Origin of the sequence: Mycobacterium sp. SMC-4, assembly GCF_025263265.1 — a bacterium.
GTDB lineage: Bacteria > Actinomycetota > Actinomycetes > Mycobacteriales > Mycobacteriaceae > Mycobacterium.
This window is the reverse complement of record NZ_CP079869.1, coordinates 4,597,276-4,612,375: the sequence shown is the minus strand read 5'-3', so window position 1 is coordinate 4,612,375 and position 15,100 is coordinate 4,597,276. Positions and strand designations below refer to the sequence as shown.

14 protein-coding genes and 1 riboswitch are annotated in these 15,100 nt (G+C 68.0%); of the genes, 7 read left to right on the top strand and 7 right to left on the bottom strand.

All coding sequences use genetic code 11. From position 1 onward, the window contains the following. Positions 1–422 precede the first annotated feature (422 nt). Positions 423–3,683: a hypothetical protein gene (locus KXD98_RS22000; protein ID WP_260760415.1), complete on the top strand. Its 3,261-nt coding sequence runs from the start codon at positions 423–425 to the stop codon at positions 3,681–3,683. Here KXD98_RS22000 and KXD98_RS21995 read toward each other — a convergent pair whose 3' ends face one another. Beyond that, positions 3,684–5,942, bottom strand: coding sequence for a helicase-associated domain-containing protein (locus KXD98_RS21995; protein ID WP_260760414.1), 2,259 nt, complete (start codon positions 5,940–5,942; stop codon positions 3,684–3,686). A 65-nt stretch (positions 5,943–6,007) separates the two neighbouring features. On the opposite strand from KXD98_RS21995, the gene KXD98_RS21990 reads away from it, so the two are divergent. From KXD98_RS21990 to KXD98_RS21975, 4 genes are read left to right on the top strand one after another with little or no spacing between them, the layout of a single operon-like run. Beyond that, a complete protein-coding gene (locus KXD98_RS21990) occupies positions 6,008–6,193 on the top strand; it encodes a hypothetical protein (protein ID WP_260760413.1) in 186 nt (61 codons plus the stop codon). 57 nt (positions 6,194–6,250) lie between these two features. Beyond that, a complete protein-coding gene (gene moaC, locus KXD98_RS21985; protein ID WP_260765350.1) occupies positions 6,251–6,694 on the top strand; it encodes a cyclic pyranopterin monophosphate synthase MoaC in 444 nt (147 codons plus the stop codon). Then, the gene (locus KXD98_RS21980) at positions 6,691–7,170 is read left to right on the top strand and encodes a molybdenum cofactor biosynthesis protein B (protein ID WP_260760411.1); all 480 of its coding nucleotides are present in this window, start codon (positions 6,691–6,693) and stop codon (positions 7,168–7,170) included. The genes moaC and KXD98_RS21980 overlap by 4 nt, the downstream gene beginning before the upstream one ends. Further along, positions 7,167–7,592, top strand: a complete 426-nt coding sequence (locus tag KXD98_RS21975; RefSeq protein ID WP_260760410.1) for a molybdenum cofactor biosynthesis protein MoaE — start codon at positions 7,167–7,169, stop codon at positions 7,590–7,592. Before KXD98_RS21980 ends, KXD98_RS21975 begins: the two co-directional genes overlap by 4 nt. A 48-nt stretch (positions 7,593–7,640) precedes the next feature. Here the strand turns inward: KXD98_RS21975 and KXD98_RS21970 are convergent, their stop codons facing one another. The 4 genes from KXD98_RS21970 to KXD98_RS21955 all read right to left on the bottom strand — a co-directional run bounded on the left by KXD98_RS21970 (position 7,641) and on the right by KXD98_RS21955 (position 11,108). Continuing rightward, complete coding sequence (locus KXD98_RS21970; RefSeq protein ID WP_260760409.1) at positions 7,641–8,909, bottom strand: transglycosylase family protein; 1,269 nt, start codon at positions 8,907–8,909, stop codon at positions 7,641–7,643. A 9-nt stretch (positions 8,910–8,918) separates the two neighbouring features. Further along, positions 8,919–9,122: riboswitch (cyclic di-AMP (ydaO/yuaA leader) on the bottom strand. A 242-nt stretch (positions 9,123–9,364) separates the two neighbouring features. Beyond that, complete coding sequence (locus KXD98_RS21965) at positions 9,365–9,637, bottom strand: MoaD/ThiS family protein (RefSeq protein ID WP_260760408.1); 273 nt, start codon at positions 9,635–9,637, stop codon at positions 9,365–9,367. Continuing rightward, entirely contained in the window at positions 9,634–10,695 is a 1,062-nt protein-coding gene (gene moaA / locus KXD98_RS21960; protein ID WP_260760407.1) for a GTP 3',8-cyclase MoaA, read from the bottom strand. Before moaA ends, KXD98_RS21965 begins: the two co-directional genes overlap by 4 nt. Continuing rightward, positions 10,692–11,108, bottom strand: coding sequence for a YccF domain-containing protein (locus tag KXD98_RS21955; RefSeq protein WP_260760406.1), 417 nt, complete (start codon positions 11,106–11,108; stop codon positions 10,692–10,694). Before KXD98_RS21955 ends, moaA begins: the two co-directional genes overlap by 4 nt. A 164-nt stretch (positions 11,109–11,272) precedes the next feature. Here KXD98_RS21955 and KXD98_RS21950 point away from each other — a divergent pair, with 164 nt between their 5' ends. Both KXD98_RS21950 and KXD98_RS21945 read left to right on the top strand, forming a co-directional pair. Continuing rightward, positions 11,273–11,686, top strand: coding sequence for a cold-shock protein (locus KXD98_RS21950; protein WP_260765349.1), 414 nt, complete (start codon positions 11,273–11,275; stop codon positions 11,684–11,686). Positions 11,687–11,792: 106 nt separating this feature from the next. After that, positions 11,793–12,806, top strand: a complete 1,014-nt coding sequence (locus KXD98_RS21945; protein WP_260760405.1) for a glutathione S-transferase family protein — start codon at positions 11,793–11,795, stop codon at positions 12,804–12,806. Here KXD98_RS21945 and KXD98_RS21940 read toward each other — a convergent pair. Both KXD98_RS21940 and KXD98_RS21935 read right to left on the bottom strand, forming a co-directional pair. Further along, complete coding sequence (locus KXD98_RS21940; RefSeq protein WP_260760404.1) at positions 12,803–13,294, bottom strand: DUF2771 domain-containing protein; 492 nt, start codon at positions 13,292–13,294, stop codon at positions 12,803–12,805. The genes KXD98_RS21945 and KXD98_RS21940 overlap by 4 nt on opposite strands. Then, positions 13,291–15,030 carry an MFS transporter gene (locus KXD98_RS21935; protein ID WP_396881820.1) on the bottom strand — a complete coding sequence of 580 codons (1,740 nt, stop codon included), beginning with the start codon at positions 15,028–15,030 and terminating at the stop codon, positions 13,291–13,293. The genes KXD98_RS21940 and KXD98_RS21935 overlap by 4 nt, the downstream gene beginning before the upstream one ends. Between the last annotated feature and the right edge of the window lie 70 nt (positions 15,031–15,100).

Below are 15,100 nucleotides of genomic sequence, written 5' to 3'. Positions count from 1 at the left end.
CATTATCCAGGCGATGTCGTCACCGCACGTTCGGCAGTCTCGTCGGAGGCTCGGGCCACGCCGGCCAAACATTGCGACGCACCGTCTCGTGAGAGCAATCTCGGGCCCATTCGCTACGCGCAGTCTCATATTTCTACGAGTTGCTGCACACTCATATTCCCTGGCCAGAGCGCTTGCTGCGTTATGCTGGTTTGTTCTGGACGGAACCAAGTTTGTCTGATTTACTCATCCCGTCAATATTTTGCTCTAATCTCATCTTGACGAACGCAAGCGCCAGCGCGCGTTCGGCTACCGACAGACATCTCGACGACGGGGACGTGATGACGAGACCAGTGCCTGAGCTCGCTGTGATCGGCCCTCGACCGGAGGTAGCGCGGGGGACAGCTGAGGGGGATTCAGCGACCAATGGAGGCCGACGACAAATGACCGCACAACCAGCTCGACACCGCACTCTCGCCGCCGGCTCGGCTTCCGGGTTCTGGGCGGCGCGTGACCTCCTCGACGATGCCGAGCGAGGTCGTCGACCCAAGCACGCGCGCAAGGTCACCAACCGATACGCGACCCACATCGGACGGGTTGGCGCGCTGGCGGTGTCGCTGGGAATCGGGTTTGCCATCGCGAACTCTGCCACCCCGGTCGCATACGCCGATTCGGACTCGGATTCGTCGTCGAGCTCGTCTTCGTCGTCCTCATCGTCTTCATCGGACTCGACGTCGACGTCGGAGTCGGCCTCCGGGGATCGATCCGAGTCCTCGAAACCGTCGGTGCGCAGCGGACCGCGGGTCCGCGGTGAACGGGCCGAGCGCGCCGAGACGCGATCACGGACCGCGGCCAAGCTCAAAGAGGCCGACCTGGACGCGGCATCGGTCGATACCGACGCGAACGAGGAAACCGCCACCACTGCGTCGGGTGCCGGTGATCCCGGCACGGCCACGTTGGTCTTCAGTAGCACCGCCGCCGAGCCCGATGACGACACCGCCGCCACCCAGGTCGCCGACAGCACCACCGACCAAGGCGACACCACCGCTGACGAGACCACTGATGACGCGTCTTCGCCGACCGGCACCGAGACCGAGACCGTCACCACCACGGTCCAGGACGTTCAGCCGCGACGGGCCGCGACTCAAACCGCGGTGCCTTCTCTGACCGCGTCCGAATCGCGGGTCGTCCAGCAGGTGGCCGAGTTCACCGTTGCCGGCGCCGTCGGCACGGTGCTCAACAACAACCTCCCGGTCTCCAATCCCATCAACGACGCAATCCTGGCCTGGGTCCGGCGGCTGATCAGTCACACGTTCTTCAACAAGACACCGGTGGTGCGCAGTGTCACCACCGAACAGATCATCACCGGTCAGGTCATCATCGACCTCGACGCCTACGACCCCAACGGTGACCGGCTGACCTACGACATCATCCAGCCCGCAGGCGGATTCGTCTTCCGCGACATCATCACCGGGAAGTTCATCTACACCCCGACGACGATAATCTCTGGCGACCCCAAGCCCGTGCAGTTCGACATCATCGTCCGCGACGACTCCGAGAACCTCACCGGCGCGCTCGGCGCGGTGCAGAGACTGCTGCACAGCATCGCCCGCGCGTTCGGCCTCGCCGAGGCCGAGAACTTCACTCAGACGGTGTCGTTCGAAGTGAACCCGATCCTGCAGCTGCCGCCGACGCTGGTCGCGCTCGGTTCGTTGCCCTACCAACTCGGCAGTGGCAACCCGGTCAAGCTGCTCTCGCTCGCCGAGATCATCGACCCGGATTCGCAGCTGCTCAAGCAGGCGGTGCTGCAGTTCGAGCTCGGCAGCTATCGGCCCGGGGATCTGTTGGGCTATGTCAAGCCGGACGGCAGCGTGATCGAGGGAAGCTGGGACGAGGCCACCCGGACGCTGACGCTGCTGGCCGAGGACGGCGCATCGCTGGCCGCCTTCGAGGCCGCGTTGAAGGCCGTCACGTTCAGCGCCACCGACACCAGCCTGGCCGGTCTGCTGCCCCGCACGGTGAGCATCAGCCTCACCGACGAGCACGACAACACCCCGCTGCTGCCGACCGTCGTGTTGGCCTCGGTGTTGCCAGCGGTCGCCCTTCCGCCGTCGCTGGTGGCCGTGCCCGGCCTGCCGTACCAGATCGGCAGCAACCCCAGCAAACTGCTGTCCATCGCCGAGATCGTCGACCTCGACTCCAACGAGCTCAGTCGCGTCGTGCTCAAGATCGTCGGCGCCCAGCCAGGGGACCTGCTGGGCTATGACGTGCCGGGCTCGACAATCGTCGGCAGCTGGGATGCCGCGACCTACACGTTGACGTTGACGGGAGTGGACGGAGCCAACGCCTCCATCGCTGCGTTCGAAGCCGCGCTCAAAGCAGTGGACTTCAGCGCGACCCAAGTCGGATTGCTCAGCCGCACCGTCGAGATCAACGTCACCGATCAGGCCGGGGTCGACAACCTGTTGCCGACTTTCGTACTCGTCGGCGTCGTCCCCGCGCTGGAAATGCCGGTGATCGTGCTACCCGTCGGAGCGCCGTTCTACACCCTGGGTAAGTCCCCGGTGCGGATTGTGTCGTCGGTGGGAATCCTCAATGCCAACGACATGCTGTCCGGCGCGACGGTGAGCATCGAGGCGCTGGCCCGGATGTCGGGTGACCTGCTCAGCTACCTGGGAGCCGGTTCGGACAAGATCACCGTGACACAGACCAACAACTACACGCTGACGCTGTCCGGTGTTGCCAGCGTCAGCGAGTACCAGCAGGTGTTCAAGGACATCGGATTCAGCGCAACTCAGCTGGGTCTGACCCGTTCGGTGACGATTGACGTCACCGCGGCCGGTGGCGCAAGCAGCCTGTTGCCTGGAGTCGTGCTCGTGAACACCTTGCTGCCACTGCCGCCCACCATCACCGCACCGTCGTTCACGCCGACCTACACGATCGGCAAGAACGGCGTCATCCTTGCCCCGACCGTGCTGATCGGTGACCTCGATTCCACGCACATGACGAAGGCCACCCTGAAGATCACCTTGCTCCGGCAAGCCGGGGACAAGCTCACCTTCACCCCGATCGACGGCAACCCCATTACCGCGACGTGGAACGGTACCGACACTCTGACGCTGGAAGGCCTGGCGACCATCGATCAGTACCGGGCCGCACTGCAGTCGGTGCGATTCGAGGCCACCGGCGGTGCGTTGCTCACCCGCTTCGTGTCCATCGACATCACCGACGACTCCGGGGTCAGCTCGGTGCTTCCCGCCTCGGCGGAGGTGTTCGTCAAGAACCCCGAACGCCCGTTCGTGACGGTCAGCGGACCGCTGCTTCCGGGATTCCCGAAGGCGAACACAAACGTCAATCCGATCGCGTTGGCGACGATCACCGATCTGGACTCCAGCGTGATGACCGGTGCCACGGTCAGGATCAGCAGCGGATTCATCAGCGGTGACACCCTGAGCTTCGCGGGTCTCAACGGAAATCCGATCACCGGGAACTACGACGCGGGCACCCGCACGCTCACGCTGTCGGGCACCGCCACGATCGCGCAGTACCGGGCGGCGCTGGAGGCCGTGACGTTCCGGGCGACGTCGTCGGGCGCGGGCTTCCTTGAGTTGAGCAAGACTCGCGCTCTGGAGGTCTACGTCACCGACGACTCCAATGTCAGCAATCTGATCCCGGGCACGGTGCTGGTGACGATCTGGAAGTGATCAGCCGGGGTCGGCCGACACCACTGATGTGACGCGGTGGATGGCGAACTCGCGTACCCGGCCGGAGGCCGGATCGTAGGCAGTGAGCTGTCCACCGCGCACATTCATCGGGGCGACCACCCGCTGGGTGGCCACGCCGGCCGGGTCGACGTAGCCGATGACCACCGACTCCTGGTGGTGGGCGGCGTGCTGCAGTTCCGAGATCGCCACGGCGGGATCCATCCGTATCCCCGACGACGGTGCCGCCGCGACCTTGCGCAGGACCGCCACGATCGCAGCCAGGGTTTGGTCGGTCGGCGGGGTGTGCTGACGATAGCCCCGCCGGCGTCCCGGCGTCGGTACCCGAGCCCCCCGGGCGCTCAGGTCGACGATCGCACCGGTGGAGTCTTCGGCCGCCGGCGCGAAACCGGCGTCCCGCAACGCATTCAGAACTTCGGCGATGCTGGCTTGGGACACCGCGACGGTGGGGGCGAGCAGCCGCAACTCCACCGACTCGGTCGCCGGCGCGGCGACGGCTTGGGCCAGCAGTGCGGGGTCCTCGCACCGGACGAACGACGCCGCCATGCCCACCCGAAGCTGACCGTGGCGGCGGGCGACGTCATCGATCATGTATGTCAGTGCCTGTGGCACAGGAGTTTTCGAATGCCTGGCGAACAGTGCGTGCAGTTCGCCGGCGGTCCTGCCGCTGTCGAGGGCGCGGCGCACCGACCCCTCGCCGATGCGATATACCATGGCTGCGCCGGCGGACTCGACGGTTGCCACTGCGGCCAGCTGCTCGGCGAGCTCGCGTTCGAGCGGGCCGGGGACGATGACCGTGAGGTCGGCCTGCAGTAGGAAATAGTCGATCGGCGCGGGTAGTGCCCGTGCCATCGCGGCGATGACGGCTTCGTCGTCGCCGCCGTCGAGCAACATCCTGGTCGGTCCGGCCAGTGCGCCTCGTCCGACCGCTCCGACGGCGTGGGCTTCGGTCAGCAGGTCGGCGACCGGACCCGGCTGCAGTCGTGCCGACCAGCGCGGGCGGTGCCACACCAGCGCATCCGATGCGCTCGCGGGATCCACGCCGGCGCCCACCGGCAGCTCGGCCAGCACGTCGAGCAGCAACCGGCGGTCCAGCGGCGCGGCTGTCGAGAACAACGAATCTGACAGCGCCGCATACGGTTTGTCCTCGGGGCTGCGGGTGCCGACCAGGCTGGGCCGGCTGGGCAGATTCAGCCAGGTCGACACCAGCAGGTGCCATTTGGTGGCCGAGGACGCTTCGATGAACCGGTCGGCGGCCACCGTCGGTGCCCACGAGTTGCCCGCCCCGTCGGTGGTGTCAGGTTCAGGGACGCCGGAGGCGATCAGGCCGGCCCCGGCGGCGATCTCGAGGATCAGTCCCAGTCGGCTTTCCCCGATGCCGGTCAGTTTGGTCAGCCGTTTGACTTCGCGCACACCCAGCCCGCCGCTACGCAGCTCGGGCACAGGTGTGGTGCCGAGAACCTCGACGATCATCTCGACTTCACGCATCAGGTCCAGCGCGGCGCCGGCGGCCACGGCGTCCACGTCGGACGCCGAGGTCTGGGAACGAGTCGGGTCGGGGCGGGACAGGCTGATCGGTCCTGGGCTCTCCCCGCGCAGAATCTGGCCCACCAGGCGCGGCAGGATCACGGTGTCCGCGTCGAGTCGACGAAGCAGTCCGGCCGCCAGCAGTCGCTGTACCGGCCGGTCGGGCGGGGCGTCGGGCAGCGCATCGCGGGTGCGGCCGATGGGGGAGCCCTCCAGCAACTTGTCGAGCAGGTCGCGGCTGGTGTCGTCCGCGTCGTCAAGGGCAGCCCGGAGGTCGGTCGGCGGGAGCGCACCGGATTCCAGGGTGGCCTGGCCCGGGTACCACGGCAGGCAGGCGGCGACTTCGGCGACGACGCGGATCTCGGTCGCTGATCCCCATACCAGGGCGCGTTCCTGGAGCGCGGAGACGGCGCCGGCCACCTCGTCTGCGCCGGCACGTTCGCCGAGGCGTTCGGTCAGAGTGTTCACCGGGACCGCTCCGGAGTCAGCACCCAGCGTCAGCAGCGCGTCGAGCACGGCGAGATGCAGAAAGTCCAGATCGTCGGTGGCGGCTTTCACCGACTGGCGTGCCGCTGCGCGGGCCGCCAGGGCAGCTATCGTCCCTGGCGGGGGCTGGGTGAGGTCGGGTCGAAGCCGTAGCAGCCGGATCAGCCGCTCGTCCTCAAGATCGGCCAACCAGGGGCCCAACGGCACGCCTGGAGCGTTCGCACTCATTGCTGACCAGCGTAAAGCAGCTGCCCGACCTCGCCTGACGACGAGTCGTTTGCCACAATGGCAGTGTGGCTGATGACAAGAAGACCCGATATGTCGACCCAGGCTGGCCCACGGTGGATCCCGACGACCACGCGGTCAGCGAATTGGCCGCCGATCGCACCGGCGCCCTGTCGCCGTATGGCGAGGTGACCTTCCCGCTGCCCGCTGAAGAGCTGCCGTTCATCCAGTCTTCGACCGTCATCAACCGGTAGCGGGCGCTGACGGTGGGTGAGGGCCTCTCCCATCTCGACGAGACGGGCGCGGCTCACATGGTCGACGTCACCGCCAAAGACGCCACCAAGCGCGTCGCGGTGGCTGCGGGCGTGTTGCGCACCCGTCCCGACGTCGTGGATCTGATCACCGCCAACGGCCTGCCCAAGGGCGATGCGCTGGCCACCGCGCGGATCGCCGGGATCCTGGCCGCCAAACGGACCAGTGACTTGGTGCCGCTGTGTCACCCGCTGGCGATCACCGGCGTCGATGTCGACTTCGTCGTGGGGGTGCACGACGATCCAGGTGCGGTGGGCATCACCGCGTCGGTACGCACGACCGACCGCACCGGCGTGGAGATGGAGGCGCTGACCGCGGTGAGCGTAGCGGCGCTGACGCTCTACGACATGATCAAGGCTGTCGACCGCGCGGCCCGGATCGACGAGATCCAGGTGGTGCGCAAAGAGGGCGGCAAGACCGGCACCTGGGTCAGGGACGCGTGACGCGGTCCGGAGCGGTGATCATCGCCTCCACTCGGGCCTCGGCGGGGATCTATCAGGACCGATGTGGACCGGTGATCGTCGACTGGCTCAACGAGCGCGGCATCGTGACCGGACCACCGGTGGTTGTCGCCGACGGTGACGCCGTCGCCCACGCCCTGCGCGGCGCGCTGGATGCCACCCCCAACGTCATCGTGACATCAGGTGGGACCGGTATCTCGCCCACCGACGCCACCCCGGAAGTCACCGCCGCGCTGCTCGACTACCAGATCCCCGGCGTCGCGGACGCGATCCGGCGCTCCGGTCTGCCGCAGGTGCCGACGTCTGTGCTGTCGCGCGGTGTCTGCGGGGTGGCCGGCCGCACTCTGATCGTGAACCTTCCCGGTTCCCTCGGCGGCGTCCGCGACGGGCTGTCGGTGTTGGCCGACGTGCTCGACCACGCTCTCGACCAGCTCCACGGTAAGGACCACAGCCAATGACCACCGTCTTGCGCGCGGTACTGACCGAGCGGCCGATCGCCACCACAGAGCACGAGGCCCTGGTCGCTCACGATGCGGCCGGCGCGGTGGTGACGTTCGCCGGGGTGGTGCGAGACCACGACGGCGGACGCCCGGTCACCCGGCTCGAGTATTCGGCCCACCCATCGGCCGAGCAGACGCTGGCGCAGGTCGCCGCTGAGGTGGCTGCCGAATCTGACGGGGTGCGCGCGATCGCCGTCAGTCACCGGGTCGGAGAGCTGCACATCGGCGACGCCGCCCTGGTGGCAGCGGTCGCCGCGGATCATCGCGGCGCCGCGTTCGTCACCTGCGCCCGGCTGGTCGACGCGGTCAAAGAACGGCTGCCGGTGTGGAAGCACCAGTTCTTCGCCGACGGGACCGACGAGTGGGTCAACTCCGCCTGATAAGGCGGTTAGGCAGCGGCCTGATAAGGCGGTTAGGCAGCGGCCTGATCAGGCAGGCGGCAGAACCGGCGCCGGCAGCACCGGTGCCGGAGCACCTGCCGGCGGAACCACCGGTGCCGGCGGGTTCGGCGGCAGCCCACCCGGATCCGGCGTCGTCAGCGGTCGCTGCGTGAGCGCCAGCAGGGCGTCCCTCCCCGAAATCTCCTGGGTCTGGATTGCGTGCCAAATCTCCCGCAGGTAGGTGACATTGGCGCTGTCGCCCGGCACCTGCGCCCGGTCGATCGTGGTGCCCGGGGGAAGGTTGTCGGGGCTGGCCAGGTGCGGAACGCCCTCGGGCAGTGTCACGTTGCCGGTGACGGCCTGGTTGGCGAGGTCATACGCGGCAGCGGGCACCTCGACGGCGGACAGCGGGGCCAACGGGTCGGTCGGCGCGGGGGCTGCGACGGCGGGGGCGGGCGCGGGGGCCGGTGGAAGCGGCGGCAGTGCCGGGTTGGCCGGCGCGGGCTGCAGCGGCACGTTGCCGACCTGGCCGGCCTGCACCGACCACAGCTGCGGCTGATCGGCCGGTGCCGGGCTCTGGGTGTCCCAGTCGGCGATCGTCACGACATCCGGTTCGACGGGCGGCAGTGGCGCGTCGAGGGGGGCGGCCGGCGGTGGTGCGAAGGGGTCGATCGGTGCCGGTGCCATGTCGGGGGCCGGTGGTGGGGGCAGTGGCGCGTCGAGGGGGGCGGCCGGCGGTGGTGCGAAGGGGTCGATCGGTGCCGGTGCCATGTCGGGGGCCGGTGGTGGGGGCAGTGGCGCGTCCAGCGGCGCGGCCGGCGGTGGTGCCATCTCTGGTGCAGGCGGCGGGGGAGGCGGTGCGAACGGATCGGTATGCGACGCGGGCAGCACCACGCCGTCGAGGCCCAGCGGGTGGATCGGGGCCGGCTCTTCGGCCACCACGTTGCGCGGAGTCGCCGCGGACAGCGGCCCGCCACATGACGGCCAGGCTCCCTTGCCCTGGGTAGCCAACACGCGCTCAGCGACGGCGATCTGCTCTTCCTTGGTGGCCATGTGCGCGGCCGGGGCGAACTCGCCGCCGCCGTGGCCGGACCAGGTGCCGGGCGCGAACTGAAGTCCGCCGTGGTAGCCGTTGCCGGTGTTGATCGCCCAGTTGCCGCCAGATTCGCAGCGGGCAACCTGATCCCACTCGGCGTCGGTGGCCGCGCCGGCCGTCCCGGACAGGGCCAGGCCGCCACCGGTGATCACAGCGCCGGTGAAGGCGATCTTGGCGACGTTGACAGCAGAAGGGGCGGGCTTGCGATGCCGTCCACTCATATGTGCGTGTGGTCCTCTCGTTGAGCGCCCGCGAGGTCAGCTGTCGGGTTCGGACTCAAGAGGTAGCCCGGCCGGCGTGCTGCCGGCTTCACCCCAAGGAGCCGAAATCGGCTCCTGGTCCCGTATCTCGGTGGACCGGTGGGTCCCCCGCCTCCATCCATGGTGTGTCTGGGGTCCCGCACGCCGACGGATGGAGCTCGGCGCAATCGGTGTGCGGCAGGTCCATCGAAATGTGGGGATCGATGGCCCGGTGAAGACGGTAACGGCTGGTTCAGACGCCGTCACCTTTTGCTCGGCGCCGTGTCCACGACCCGGGCAAATACTAAAAAAACTCTAAATACGCAGGACGGATCGTCGTTCCTGCAGGTGCGCGGTGAGTTCGTCCCGTCGTAGCCATCCCGTGACCGTGCTGTTATGTGATGTAAATCACGGAATAGACTGCGGCGGTCGGGGCATCAACCCCCGGCAAACGGTGGAAGCACGTCGACGGTCTGGCCTGCGCCGAGTTCGGTCGAGGTGTCCCGGACCGCCAATCCATCGCAAAGATACGAGCAGCGCCGCAACACCGTGGCCAACTGGTGATCGCGGTCGGACAGCAGGCTCACCAAATCGGCGACGGTCGACCCGGGAGGCAACTCGATACGCTCGGCCTCGGCGCCGGCCGCTGCGCGGGCCGCCGCGAAATAGCGCACCGTGACCCGCACCGAGACATCTGATCGCACTCTCATCCGCCGATCGAGCTCATCGGCCGGGCCGGCTGAACGAAGTCCGGGTCGTTGATTCCGTGCCCAGCGGCCTTGGTCCACATGGCTTCGCGCCAGGCGGCCTCCAGGGCCGCGTCGTCGGCCCCCGAGCGCAGCAGCGCACGCAGGTCGGTCTCGTCCCGCGCGAACAGACAATTGCGCACCTGCCCGTCGGCGGTGAGCCGGCTGCGGTCACAGGTCGCGCAGAAAGCCTGAGACACCGAAGCGATGATCCCGACCTTGCCCAGGACCGTCGTTCCATCGAGGACCTGCCACAACTGGGCGGGCGCCGAACCACGCGGAGCAGAGTCCGGTTGCAGCGCGAAGTGCCGGCGCAAAGCGTTCAGAATCGCCTCGGCGGTCAGGACCCGGTCGCGCTGCCACGAATGGCCGGCATCGAGGGGCATCTGCTCGATGATGCGCAGCTGATACCCGTGGTCCAGACAGAAACGCAACAGGGACACCGCGTCGTCGAGCCCGGAGGTCGGGTCGAGGACGGCGTTGACTTTGACCGGGTCCAGACCGGCGCCCTTGGCCGCTCGCAGCCCTGCCACCACGTCAGTCAGCCGGTCCCGGCGTGTGATGGCCGCGAACCGCGCCGCATCGACGGTGTCCAACGACACGTTGATACGGTTCAGACCCGCTTGCTTGAGCGGGCCGGCCCGCTTGGCCAGCCCGACTCCGTTGGTGGTCAGCGTGATCTCCGGGCGCGGACGCAACGAGGCGGTCGCGGCCACCAGGTCCTCCAGGTGTGGCACCACCAGCGGCTCGCCGCCGGTGAACCTGATGCTGGTGATGCCCAAGCGGGTGACCGCGATGCGCAGCAGACGAACCAGTTCGTCGGCGTGCAGCTTCTGGTCGGCCGGCAGCCAGTCCAGGCCGTCGGCGGGCATGCAGTAGGTGCACCGCAGGTTGCACAGGTCGGTCAGCGACACGCGCAGGTCGGTGGCCACGCGGCCGTAGGTGTCGACCAGTGGGCCGTCAACGGGTGCGGGGCCCACAGGTCGGTGGACCGACGGCACTCCCAGCGATACGACGGTCACCGGGCGGCTCCGAAGTACCGGTCGTCGGCCGGATTCACAGTGCCCACGGGGACGATCTCCTTGCCCAGCGGCATCAGCGAGACCGGGATCATCTTCAGGTTGGCCAGGGCAAGCGGGATTCCGATGATGGTGATGGCCATGGCCACCGCGCTGACGATGTGCCCGATCGTCAGCCAGATTCCGGCAACGATGATCCAGATGATGTTGCCGATCAAAGCACCGGGGCGGGTGCCTGGTTTGTCGACGATGGTCCGGCCGAACGGCCACAGAGCGTAGAGCGCGATGCGCAGCGACGCGAACCCGAACGGGATCGTGATGATCAGGACGAAGCAGATGAGGGCGGCGAGCAGGTAGCCCAAAGCCAGCCACAGTCCACCGAAGATCAACCAGATCACGTTGAGTATCAGGCGCATTATCTTCCTCCGGCGGTGCCAGCAGCCTACCGACATAAGGGGGTGCTTGCCGTGCGGGCGTCCGAGTAGGATCTTGCACGACGCGTCCCGGGAATGCGGGACGCTTACTTTATGTACCCGTCAGGTACGAAGTGTTGACAGCAGACAGACAGCAGGTGAGTGCAGTGCCGACCGGCCGGGTGAAGTGGTACGACGCGGAGAAGGGCTTCGGGTTCCTCTCGCAGGAAGACGGCGAGGACGTCTACGTGCGTTCTTCGGCGTTGCCCGCCGGTGTCGAGGGACTCAAGGCCGGGCAGCGTGTCGAATTCGGTGTGGCCGCCGGGCGGCGTGGTCCGCAGGCGCTCAGCGTCAAGCTGATCGATCCACCCCCGAGCCTGAGCCGGACCCGCCGCGAAGCCGCGGCCGCGGAGAAGAAGAAGCACACTCCCGACGAGTTGCACGGCATGGTCGAGGACATGATCACGCTGCTGGAGAGTGCTGTGCAACCGGAGCTGCGCAAGGGGCGCTACCCAGATCGCAAGGTGGCCCGCCGGGTGTCGGAGGTTGTCCGAGCCGTGGCGAGCGAACTGGACAGCTGACTGTCCGAAGTCGCCAGAGTGCACTGGTCGTCGTCGGGTTTCGCTTGTCACTACCCGGTCAGCACTTTCGCGGGTCACCGGAGCACGGGCGGGGTATGAGTGGTCCATGAGCTACGTTGCCGACTCGTCCTCAGACGGCGAGTTCAATCGGGACACCGACTACATCACCACCCGGATCACCGCTGACGGGCGCGACCATTACCCGGTCGAGCCGGGCCGTTACCGGCTCATCGTCGCGCGCGCTTGCCCGTGGGCCAACCGCGCGATCATCGTGCGTAGGCTGCTGGGCCTCGAAGATGTTCTCTCGATTGGCTTTTGCGGCCCGACTCATGACGACCGCAGCTGGACTTTCGACCTGGACCCTGGCGGCCGGGACCCGGTCCTGGGCATCGAGTACCTACGCGAGGCCTACGACAAACGCATCCCCGACTACCCCAAAGGGGTCACGGTGCCGGCGATCGTGGACATCCCCAGCGGTGCCGTGGTGACCAACGACTTCGCCCAGATCACTCTTGACCTGTCCACAGAGTGGACCGACTACCAGCGGCAGGGGGCGCCGCAGCTCTACCCCGAACCCCTGCGCGACGAGATCGACGAGGTGGCGCAGCGCATCTATACCGAGGTCAACAACGGCGTCTACCGGTGCGGTTTCGCGGGTTCCCAAGGCGCCTACGAAAAGGCCTACGACCGGTTGTTCACCGCCCTGGACTGGCTCAGCGAACGACTGGCCGATCGTCGTTACCTGGTCGGTGAGACCATCACCGAGGCCGACGTGCGCTTGTTCACCACCCTGGCCCGGTTCGATCCCGTCTACCACGGTCACTTCAAGACCAACCGCAGCAAGCTCACCGAGATGCCGGTGTTGTGGGCCTACGCCCGAGACTTGTTCCAGACGCCGGGATTCGGCGACACCATCGACTTTGTGCAGATCAAGCAGCACTACTACATCGTGCACTCGGACATCAATCCCACCGGCGTGGTCCCTAAGGGCCCGGACCTGTCCGACTGGCTGACCCCGCACGGTCGGGAGGCGCTGGGCGGCAAGCCGTTCGGTGAGGGCACGGCCCCCGGTCCGACGCTCGAGGGCGAACGTGTTCCCCTCGAGCATTCGGCCGGCTAAGACCAGACGGTGCGCACCGACCATTCGGCGTGGGGCACCGGGAACTCGTTGCCCTCCTCGTCGCGGACCAGCGTGGGCAGATGCACGGCGATACCTGTCAGTCGCCCCAAGAAGGGGTCCAGGGTCGGGATGGTCGCTGCCAGCCGGGTCCCGGGACGGAACTCCTCGGTGATGGCGTCGTCTTCATAGACCCGCAGCAGCACCCACGGTGCCTGGGCGATCCCCGACGGCACCGACAACTGCACGGGGTAGCGGCCGGTGACGGGCAGTTCGCCCTGCTCAGCGGGCACGATGCAGTCGGTGGGGTTGAGCACCTCGCAGAACCGGTAGGGCCCGACCCGGGTGAGATTGCCGTGAGAATATGCCGAGATCTGCGGCAGGTCCGACCCATGAGCAGCGTGGTGGCGGGAGAGCTGCCGTACCAGTGCCCCGGTGGCCACCGACGCGACCACCGCGACGGCGATCAGCGAGGCCAGCACGCGTTTCATGAGCGGGACACCGCCGCCGGGTCTGCCCGGACACCTTCCTGGGCGGCGTGCACCGGACGGTTGCCGCCGAATCCGGGAACCAGAGACTCCCCGCGATAGCTCAGGACGGTCTGGGCCAGGCCCAGGATCAGGATTGCGGTGATCGTCGTGAATCCGGCCCACAGGTCGGTGTAGATCAGCACCCCGGTGGCTCCTCCGGCGACCCACGCCAGCTGGAGCAGCGACTCCGATCGGCCGAAGGCCGAGGCCCGCGACTCCTCCGGCAGATCGTCCTGCAGCGACGCGTCCAGGGAGGCCTTCGCGATGGCGCTGGCGCCGGAGGTGATCAGGGTGGCCGCCGCGGCGACGAGCAAGTTGCCGGTCACCGCGGCAGCCAGCGCCATGGCCGTCACCGCGACCGCGCAGCGCACGACCATCTGTGCCGGGTGCCCGAGCTGGAGGCGGGCCGCGGTGAAGTTTCCGATGAAGTTGCCGATCGCCGCGGCCGCCCCGATCAACCCGAGGATGCGCAGCTGTTCCCACCCGCTGGCGTCGTGCGCCTTGGCCACGAACGCCGGATAGAGGAACAGGAAGCCGACCATCACCTTGACCGTGCAGTTACCCCACAGCGCGGTGATGACATTGCGGCCCAGCGGCTGGCGGGCCTTCTGCGTGACGGGGTCGGCCGCATCGCGGCGGAGGTCACCGGAGCGGCCCGCCGAGTGACCGGCCGAGTGACCGTGGTAGCTCAGGGTGGCGGGCACCTCACCCTCGGTGACCTCGACCCACCTTGGGATGCGCATGGCCAGTGCTGCGCCGGCCACCGACACCGCGACGACGACGTAGAGCGCTCCCGGCATCTGGAGGAGCTGGAACCCCCATTCGGCGGCGGCGGCCACACCGCCGCCGACCAAAGTGCCACCGAGCAAGCCGAACATGGTCAGCCGGGAGTTGACGCGCACCAGATCGATGGTCGGTGGCAGGACGCGGGGGGTGACAGCGCTGCGCAGTACGGAGAACGATTTCGACAGCACCATCATCCCGAGCGCGCACGGGTAAAGCACCCACGACGGGAAGCTGCCGGTGGCGCTGTCATAGTTGGCGATGAGTACCAGCACCAGCACGGTGCGCAACACGAACGACGCGGCCAGCGCGACCCGCCGACCGTGCTGCAGGCGGTCCAGTGCCGGGCCGATCAGCGGCGCGATGATGGCGAACGGCGCGATGGTGATCAACAGGTAGAGCGCGACCCGGCTCTTGCTCTCCCCGGTGGCGGCGGCGAAGAACAGCGTGTTGGCCAGTGCCACCGCCATCGCGGCGTCGACGGCGAAGTTGGCGACCACCGGCCACGTCAACGCGGTCAATCCGGACTTGTCGGCACCGTCGGCGGTGGCGGCCCGGTGCACCAGGCCATACATCTTCGAGCCCATCTCGCGGCTGCGCTGGGCGGCGGCCCGCGTCACGGTCACCCGCTCGGCCGATCCGGGACGCGCACGATCCGGTTCGGTGTCGAATCGGCGGCCGCCGCCGCGGTGCTCGCCCCGGTCGTTCAGCGGTGGCAGCCAGCGGTTTCCGTTCGCGCCGGTCGAGCTGTGCGGCCGCGGTGCAGCGGGTCCCGGAGCCGGGTCGCTGGGGTAATTGGCCATCCCGGGATGTTCGCCGGCCGGCGGTCGCGGGGGGTAGTAGCGGGCGCCGTACCGACCTTCGGGGTCGTGCTGGTCGGGTCGATCGGCGCTCACGCATCGATTCTCCCCCATACCGCCGACTGTCGGCGCGCAGCCGACCGGTGTGGCTTCCGTGGGTCGTCTTCGGGCAGTATTGGGGGCG